Source organism: Streptomyces sp. SID5910, assembly GCF_009862125.1.
Lineage (GTDB): Bacteria > Actinomycetota > Actinomycetes > Streptomycetales > Streptomycetaceae > Streptomyces.
In genome coordinates, this window is sequence record NZ_WWHX01000221.1 from 1 (window position 1) to 7,718 (window position 7,718).

The 7,718-nt window shown below is 73.0% G+C and carries 9 protein-coding genes; 6 read left to right on the top strand and 3 right to left on the bottom strand.

Going from position 1 to position 7,718, the window contains the following annotated elements:
* Together GTW67_RS07890 and GTW67_RS07895 are read left to right on the top strand one after the other, a co-directional pair.
* The coding region (locus GTW67_RS07890; protein WP_524539759.1) for a class F sortase at positions 1 to 688 on the top strand (688 nt) is incomplete at its 5' end.
* A gap of 146 nt (positions 689 to 834) precedes the next feature.
* Positions 835 to 1,995, top strand: a complete 1,161-nt coding sequence (locus GTW67_RS07895; RefSeq protein ID WP_161164092.1) for a SchA/CurD-like domain-containing protein — start codon at positions 835 to 837, stop codon at positions 1,993 to 1,995.
* Between the two features lie 86 nt (positions 1,996 to 2,081).
* On the opposite strand, the gene GTW67_RS07900 is transcribed toward GTW67_RS07895, so the two are convergent.
* Positions 2,082 to 3,113: a methyltransferase gene (locus GTW67_RS07900; RefSeq protein WP_161164093.1), complete on the bottom strand. Its 1,032-nt coding sequence runs from the start codon at positions 3,111 to 3,113 to the stop codon at positions 2,082 to 2,084.
* 49 nt (positions 3,114 to 3,162) lie between these two features.
* A complete protein-coding gene (locus GTW67_RS07905) occupies positions 3,163 to 4,239 on the bottom strand; it encodes a right-handed parallel beta-helix repeat-containing protein (RefSeq protein WP_161164094.1) in 1,077 nt (358 codons plus the stop codon).
* A gap of 164 nt (positions 4,240 to 4,403) precedes the next feature.
* Between GTW67_RS07905 and GTW67_RS07910 the strand changes: the two genes are divergently transcribed.
* The 4 genes from GTW67_RS07910 to GTW67_RS07925 all read left to right on the top strand — a co-directional run bounded on the left by GTW67_RS07910 (position 4,404) and on the right by GTW67_RS07925 (position 7,326).
* Entirely contained in the window at positions 4,404 to 5,270 is an 867-nt protein-coding gene (locus GTW67_RS07910) for a restriction endonuclease (RefSeq protein ID WP_161164095.1), read from the top strand.
* A 74-nt stretch (positions 5,271 to 5,344) separates the two neighbouring features.
* Positions 5,345 to 5,881, top strand: coding sequence for a cysteine hydrolase family protein (locus tag GTW67_RS07915; protein ID WP_161164096.1), 537 nt, complete (start codon positions 5,345 to 5,347; stop codon positions 5,879 to 5,881).
* A gap of 92 nt (positions 5,882 to 5,973) precedes the next feature.
* Entirely contained in the window at positions 5,974 to 6,357 is a 384-nt protein-coding gene (locus GTW67_RS07920) for a transglycosylase family protein (protein WP_161164097.1), read from the top strand.
* Positions 6,358 to 6,450: 93 nt separating this feature from the next.
* A complete protein-coding gene (locus GTW67_RS07925) occupies positions 6,451 to 7,326 on the top strand; it encodes an oxygenase MpaB family protein (protein ID WP_161164098.1) in 876 nt (291 codons plus the stop codon).
* 28 nt (positions 7,327 to 7,354) lie between these two features.
* Here the strand turns inward: GTW67_RS07925 and GTW67_RS07930 are convergent.
* The coding region (locus GTW67_RS07930) for a YhjD/YihY/BrkB family envelope integrity protein (protein WP_202436954.1) at positions 7,355 to 7,718 on the bottom strand (364 nt) is incomplete at its 5' end.

Sequence of the window (7,718 nt, forward strand, 5' to 3'; positions counted from 1 at the left end):
CCCACCCGCCGGTGACGCCCCGGCCCCCTCCGGCTCCCGCGGAGGCTGGACGGTGCTGTGCGCCGTCGCCCTCCTGCTCCTGGCGATGAGCCTGCTCGGCGGGCACGACACGTCGGCCGACTCCTCCCGTCCGCCGCTGGCCCCCGGGGCCGGGGCGTCGGCTCCGGCGGCCGCCGGGGACCCGCCCGCCGCCGACGCGTCCGCCGACCCGCCCGGCGAGGACCGGGTGACGGAGCTGCCCCGGTCGAGACCCGTGCGTCTGCTGATCCCGGAGATCTCCGTCGACGCCCCCTTCACCGACCTCGCCGTCGGCGAGAACAAGCAGCTCCAGCCCCCGCCCGCGGACGACACCAACCTCGTCGGCTGGTACGCCAAGGGAGCCTCCCCCGGCGAGACCGGCACCTCGATCATCGCCGGACACGTCGACACCAAGACGTCCGCCGCCGTCTTCGCCCGCCTCGACCAGCTGGACAAGGGCGACGTCTTCCACGTCGAACGGGCCGACGGACGCACGGCGTCCTTCGTCGTCGACAGCCTGGAGACCTTCGCCAAGGACGACTTCCCCAGCAGCCGCGTGTACGGCGACGCGGACCGGCCGGAGGTACGGCTCATCACCTGCGCGGGCGACTACGACCGCACGGTCAAGGACTACACCGACAACCTGGTGGTCTTCGCACACCTCACCTGAGTCCGCCCCGGCGCCCGTCCGCGCCGGTCACCCGCGTAGTTCATACGAGTCGCGCCCTCCCGGGGGCGGGCACAGGATCGAGGCGCTGGCGTCGCATCACCGCGGCCGACGTTCAGTACCGCCCCCGCGAAGGAGATGTGCGCAGGATGACCACCATGTCCAGCCCTGCTTCGGAACCGCTGACGCGACAGGTGTCGCACCGTGTCTCCCAGTCCGTCTTCGACGGCTCCAGGCTCCGCGTCGTCCTGCTGGTGGACGTCAACGACGGAGCCCAGCAGCAGTTCCTGGAGACGTACGAGCAGCTGCGCAGCCACGTCGAGTCCGTGCCCGGACACGTCAGCGAGCAGCTGTGCCAGTCCATCGAGAACCCGTCCCAGTGGCTCATCACCAGCGAGTGGGAGAGCGCCCCGCCGTTCCTCGACTGGGTGAGCAGCGAGGAGCACGTGCGGATGGTGAAGCCGCTGCACAGCTGCGTACGGGACACCAGGTCGCTCCGCTTCCACGTGGTCCGCGAGACCGGCGGCCCCGCGACCGGCGCCGAGGCGGCCCGGGGCGGTCTCCAGACGGCGCCCCGGGTGGGCGACGGCGTCATCCGCCACGCGCTCACCTTCACGGTCGAGCCCGGCAGCGAGGAGTCCGTGGCCAAGCTCCTCGCCGACTACGCCGCACCCGAACCGCAGGTCGACGCCAACACCCGGCTGCTGCGCACCTCCCTGTTCATGCACGGCAACCGTGTGGTGCGGGCCATCGAGGTGCGGGGCGACCTGCTCGCGGCGCTGCGGCACGTGGCCCAGCAGCCGGAGGTCAGGGCCGTCGAGGAGGCCCTCAACCCGTACCTGGAGCAGGACCGGGACCTGAGCGACCCCGAGTCCGCCCGGGTCTTCTACACCCGGGCCGCGCTGCCGGCCGTCCACCACGTGACGGCGGGGCAGGAGGAGCCGGAGGCGGAGCGGCACGCGCTGTCGTACCCGGCGCGCCCGGGCTGCGGCACGCGGCTGGCCCGGCTGCTGGCCCAGCGGGACGAGGCGGCGGCGGACGACCCGCGCAGCCCGGTCCTGTGCAGCACCATCTTCCAGCGCGACGACGTCGTGGTCCGGCTGATCGACGTACGCGGCGGTCTCGACGCCTGCGACTCCGCGGTCGCCCTCGGTCTGCCCGACGCCGCCCAGGCGGCCGAGCTCACGACGCTCCTGGACGAGACGCCCGGTGCGGACGCCCCCGCCCGGGAACGCGGCGACGACCTCGCCCGGGCCCTCAGGGGCGCCCGCATGGACCCCGTCACCGACCGCCGCTCACCCGGCGCCTGAGCGGCGCCGGGCCGGAAACCCGACGGCCGCCGGACCGCGACGTACGCGGTCCGGCGGCCGTTCTTCCGGGCCTAGCGACCGGCCTGCTACTTGGGCGGCACGGTGCAGTCGAAGGCGTGCAGGTAGGGGTTGACCGGGCGGATGTCGTCGATGACGAGGCCCGCGTCGGTCAGCCGGCCGACCATGCTGTCGGTGGTGTGCTTGGCACCGCCGACGTTGAGGAGCAGCAGCAGGTCCATGGCGGTGCTGAAGCGCATCGAGGGCGAGTCGTCGACCAGGTTCTCGATGACCACGACCCGCGCCCCGGGGCCGCCCGCCTCCATGACGTTGCGCAGGGCGCGGGCGGTGCTGTCGTCGTCCCACTCCAGGATGTTCTTGATGATGTACACATCGGCCTGGACGGGAACGGCGGCGCGGCAGTCGCCCGGCACGACGCGCACGCGGTCCGCGAGCGCGCCTCCCTCGCGCAGCCGCGGGTCGGCGTTCTCGACCACGCGCGGGAGGTCGAGCAGCACGCCCCGCATCGACGGGTACTTCTCCAGCAGGCTCGCCACCACGTGCCCCTGCCCGCCGCCGATGTCCGCGACCGACCTGCTTCCCGACAGGTCGAGAAGAGCGGCGACGTCCTCGGCGGACTGCCGGCTGGACGTCGTCATCGCACGGTTGAAGACCTCGGCGGACTCGGGGGCGTCCTCGTTGAGGTAGGTGAAGAACTCCTTGCCGTACAGGTCCTCGACGACGTTCCGGCCGGTCCGCACGGCCTCGTCGAGCCGGGGCCACGCGTCCCACGTCCACGGCTCGGTGCACCACAGCGTGATGTTGCGCAGGCTGTGCGGGTCGTCCTCGCGCAGCAGCAGGGACATGTCGGTGTGGGCAAACGTCCCGTCCTTGTGCTCGGCGAAGACGCCGTAGCAGGTCAGGGCGCGCAGCAGCCGGCGCAGCGGCCTCGGCTCGGTCTTCACCGCGGCCGCGAGGTCCTCCACGGCCATGGGGGTCTCGCCGAGGGCGTCGGCGACGCCGAGCCGTGCGGCGGCGCGCAGGGCGGCGGCGCATGCCGCCCCGAACACGAGCTCCCTCAGCCGCATCGGCGGGGGAGGGGCGGTCTGTACGGTCGTCATGTGCCGCTGTCCTTCCTTCTTCGGTCGACGGGTGGTTACGGCCGGGGCGTCAGCACAGTCCCGCGGGCTTGGAGGCCCGGCAGGAGTTGGCGCTGAAGGTGTTGTTCGTGGCCGTCTCGGTGCTGACGAGGTCGGCCGGCGAGTTGTCGCGCAGCGTGTTGCGGCTGACCTCGTTCTGCTCGCCGTTGACGCCCACGAGGCTCTTGAACAGGACGATGCCGCCCGACAGCGGGGAGGTGCCGGCGTGGCCCTCGACCGTGTTGGCCGTGACCCGGACCTTCTCGGTGCCGGTCAGGACGATGCCGGAGCCCTGGAGGGCGGGCAGCCGCTCGGTCTTCGGGCACGACTTGTTGTTGCGAGCGACGTGGTTGCCGCGCACCACGAGGTCGCCGGCCCTGGGGCTGTTCTCGTCGCCGACGACGAAGACGCCCGCGCAGTTGCCGCTGATGCGGTTGTCCGCCACGGTCAGGTCGCGCAGCCGCCGGACGGTGACGCCGATGCGGTTGCCCTCGAGCCGGTTGTCCTCGACGACCGTGCCGCGGGTGTCCTCGGCGCCCTGCTCCGCCTTGATGGTGTTGGCGAGGAAGATGCCCGCGTCGCCGTTGTCCCGGGCGGTGTTGTCGCGGAAGACGCCGCGGACCGAGCGCTCCTGGGCGATGCCCCACACGTCGTTCTTGTCGGCCGTCACGTTGCGGACGGTCAGCCCGTCGGTGGCCATCGAGAACACGCCCGCGCGGGCGAACCCGGTCACCTTCAGGGAGGCGACGGTGACGTCCTTGACCTTCTTGTCCTTCGTGCCGACCACGCAGATGCCGTTGCCGTTCTCGGCGCAGGTGCCGGTGGCCTTCTTCGTGCTCGGCTCGACGACGGTGTGCCGGCCCATGCCGCGCAGGGTGAGCCCGGGGGTGCTCACCGTGACGCTCTCGCGGTAGGTGCCGACGCTGACGAGGACGGTGTCACCCGTCTTGGCGGCGTCCACGGCCTTCTGGATCGACTGTCCGGGGTGGACCACGTGGACCGTGGGGATGTGGGGGACGTCCGGGAAGGCGCTCGCGGGAGCCGCACCAAGACCCGTTCCGACCATCGCGGCGGTGCACACCAGGTACACGACATGGCATTTCTTCATATTCTGCACGTTATGCCCGAAGGGTTCGGGGGCGGCGGACGATGAGCCATCCGACGGCGTGTCATGTGACCGGTACGCGCGGGGTGTTCACCGCGACTGGCCGCGCCGCCCGAGGGCAGACGCACAGGTGATCTTCACATCGGCTCCCCGAGGAGGACCCGCCCGTGACCTCACCCGAGCAACGGACACGCCGTCTGCCCGTCGGACGCCGCTTCGACCTGCGCGCGACCGCCATGTTCTTCGCGCTCGCCGCCCTCGGCCTCGGCCTCGTCGGCCTGGTGGTGCGCATGGCGTTCGGTGTCGCCGAGCACCGTCCCGCGTGGGCCGTGCTGCTGTTGCTCGGCGTGGCGATGGCCCTCGTGCTCGGCCGGCGCGGACGGTCCGGCTTCTCCACCGCGAGGCTGGCCCGCCGCACCACGCACGCCCTGGAGCAGGCCACGGCGACGGCGCTCGACGCGCTGGACGCGGAGCGCCCCGCCGGACCGGTCCCGGCGCCGAGGTCCGGCGCCGGGCTCCCCACGATGGCCGCCCCCGCCGCGGAGGCCACCACGGTGGAGGTTCCCCCGATGGAGGTCCCCACCACGGAGGTCACCGCGGTGGCGTTCCCCGACCACGACACCCTGAGCCCCGACGAGTTCGAGCAGGCGATAGCCGACCTGTGCGTACGGGACGGATGCGCCGAGGTCGAGGTCGTGGGCGGGGCCGGAGACCTCGGCGCCGACGTGCTGGCGGTGGCCCCCGACGGCCGGCGCCTCGTCATCCAGTGCAAGCGCTACGGCGAGGACAACAAGGTCGGCTCCGAGGAACTCCAGCGCTTCGGCGGCACCTGCTTCACCGTCCACGAGGCCGACGTGGCGATCCTCGTCACCAGCAGCGACTTCACCGCGCCCGCCGCCGACTACGCCGAGCAGTGCGGCATAGTCTGCGTCGACCAGTGGCGGCTGCGCGCGTGGAGCGAGGGCACGGGGCCCGAGCCGTGGGCGGCGGAACCCTGCGCGGAGCCGGAGCTGCCGGACCGGGCGTCGTGGTGACGTTCGACGGCCTCCCGCGGCGCCGTCGGCCCGGCGGAACCCCTCCTTCCCTCTCCGGTGGCAACCTGGACGGCATGGGCAAGACCGCACTGATCGTCATCGACATGATCAACACCTATGACCACAAGGACGCCGACCAGCTGATCCCGTCCGTGGAACGCGTGGTGCCGGTGGTGGCCGGCCTGCTGGACCGGGCGCGGCGGGCGGACGTGCCCGTGATCTACGTCAACGACAACTTCGGCGAGTGGCGCTCGCACCACGGGGAGATCCTCGACCAGGCCCTGTCCGGACCGCACGCCGGGCTCGTCGAGCCGCTGCGGCCCGACGACCGCTCGCTCTTCGTGGTCAAGGCCCGCCACTCGATCTTCTTCGAGACCCCGCTGACGTATCTGCTCCACGAGCAGGGCATCGACCGGCTCGTGCTGTGCGGGCAGGTGACCGAGCAGTGCGTGCTCTACTCGGCGCTCGACGCGCACATCCGCCACCTCGACGTCGTCGTGCCGAGGGACGCGGTCGCGCACATCCACGCCGACCTCGCGGACGCCGCGCTGCGGATGATGGAGCGCAACATGGGCGCCCGGGTGTGCGACAGCGACGAGTTGTGGGGGTAGGGGCGACCGGATGACGACCGGCTGCTCCGTCCGGCGCAATACGGACGCGGCCGCCGCGACGGTCCGCGGTCACCTGGTGTAACAGTCTTTGTATGATCTGTAGACGACATGCTCATACGAGCATCACGAGTGCTACGAGCACGCGGACCGTCTCGTACGGCCGCGGCCTCCCGTCCGTCCTGCTGGCCCTGGTCGCCGCCGCCGTCCTGGGAACGGCCACGCAGGCGGCCGCCTCGCCGGCGCACCTGCGCACGGCGGACTGGGACGCCATCGCCCAGTGCGAGTCCAGCGGCAACTGGCACGCCAACACCGGCAACGGCCACTACGGCGGACTCCAGTTCAAGCAGTCGAGCTGGGAGGCGGCCGGCGGCCTCACGTACGCGCCGCGCGCGGACCTCGCCACCCGCAAGGAGCAGATCAAGGTGGCCGAGCGGCTGGCCCGCATGCAGGGAATGTCGGCCTGGGCCTGCGCCTGAGCCGGCCCGCGCCGCGCATGCCTCCTCGGGACGGACCTGGGCAGACTACTCATGAGACCCGTCCGCTCCCCGGCGAAGGAGGGCACGGCAGCCATGAGACGTCCCCCCGCAGACCGCCCGGCCGACCCGCGCGCACGGCTCGGCGACATGATCTTCTCCAAGGTGGCGGGGCCCGAGGGCCGCGACAACCGCGCCCGCATCCACGGCACACCCGGACCCCGCTGGTTCGCACCCGACCGGCCCGTCAGGCGGGTCCACGGTGACGCCTCGATGTTCATCGGGGGCCTGTCCGCCCTGCTGCTCCAGTCGCTCCACCCCCTGGCCATGGCCGCCGTCTCGGCGCACTCCGGATTCCGCGGAGACCCCTGGGGCCGGCTCCAGCGGACCAGCACCTTCCTGGCCGTCACCACCTTCGGAACGGCCGACAGCGCCCAGGAGGCCTGCGACCGGGTGCGGGCGGTCCACGACCGGGTGCGCGGCACCACCGCCGACGGCCGGGCGTACTCCGCGGCCGATCCGCACCTGCTGTGCTGGGTGCACATCGCGGAGGTCGACAGCTTCCTGCGCGCCCACCAGCGCTACGGCGCCCGGCCCCTGGACGACGAGGGCTGCGACGCCTACGTGGCCGACATGGCCCGCGTCGCCACGGCGCTCGGGGTGCCCGACCCGCCCGTCGACCGCGCCGGCCTCGACGAGCGGCTGGCCGCCTACCGCGGCGAGCTGCGCACCACCGCCGAGGCACGCGGCACCGCCCGGTTCCTGCTGCTCAACCCGCCCGTCCCGCTCCTCGCCCGCCTCCCGTACGGCGTCATCGCCGCCAACGCGGTCTCCCTGCTGCCGCGCTGGGCCTCGCGCGCCCTGTGGCTGCCACGCGTGCCGCCGGCCGAGGCGGTGTGCGTACGGCCGCTGGGCACGGCCGTGACCGCCGGGATCCGCTGGGCGATGGCCCCGCCCCGCGACCCGGCGTAGCACCCGGCCGCGCCGGCGGACCGGGGCGTCAGTCGCCCGGGCCCGGATCCGGCCGCACCGGCGTCCGCAGGCCGGCCCGGGCCGCCTCCAGCTGGGCGGCGAAGGCGATGCCGAGGAAGAGCGCCACCGCGGTCAGGTTGGCCCACAGCAGCAGCGCGATGAACGCGGTCAGCGGTCCGTAGACGGCACCGAACGCGCCGCTGCGTCCGACGTACAGCGCGAGCAGCCACGTGGCCGAGACCCAGAGCACCAGGTGGACCGCGGAGCCGAAGGCCAGCCAGGTGTACCCCGGCTGGTCGCGGCGGGGCGACCAGCGCAGGATCACCGCGGAGGCGACCCAGGCCAGCAGCAGTCCCGCGGGCACCTCCAGGGCGGCCCACCAGCCGGCGCCA

What these genes read in the sequence shown, in the direction of transcription:
- GTW67_RS07895 (WP_161164092.1), top strand. Translation starts at nt 835, where the DNA reads ATGACCACCATGTCCAGCCCTGCTTCGGAACCGCTGACGCGACAGGTG.
- GTW67_RS07900 (WP_161164093.1), bottom strand. Translation starts at nt 3,113, where the DNA reads ATGACGACCGTACAGACCGCCCCTCCCCCGCCGATGCGGCTGAGGGAG.
- GTW67_RS07905 (WP_161164094.1), bottom strand. Translation starts at nt 4,239, where the DNA reads ATGAAGAAATGCCATGTCGTGTACCTGGTGTGCACCGCCGCGATGGTC.
- GTW67_RS07915 (WP_161164096.1), top strand. Translation starts at nt 5,345, where the DNA reads ATGGGCAAGACCGCACTGATCGTCATCGACATGATCAACACCTATGAC.
- GTW67_RS07920 (WP_161164097.1), top strand. Translation starts at nt 5,974, where the DNA reads ATGATCTGTAGACGACATGCTCATACGAGCATCACGAGTGCTACGAGC.
- GTW67_RS07925 (WP_161164098.1), top strand. Translation starts at nt 6,451, where the DNA reads ATGAGACGTCCCCCCGCAGACCGCCCGGCCGACCCGCGCGCACGGCTC.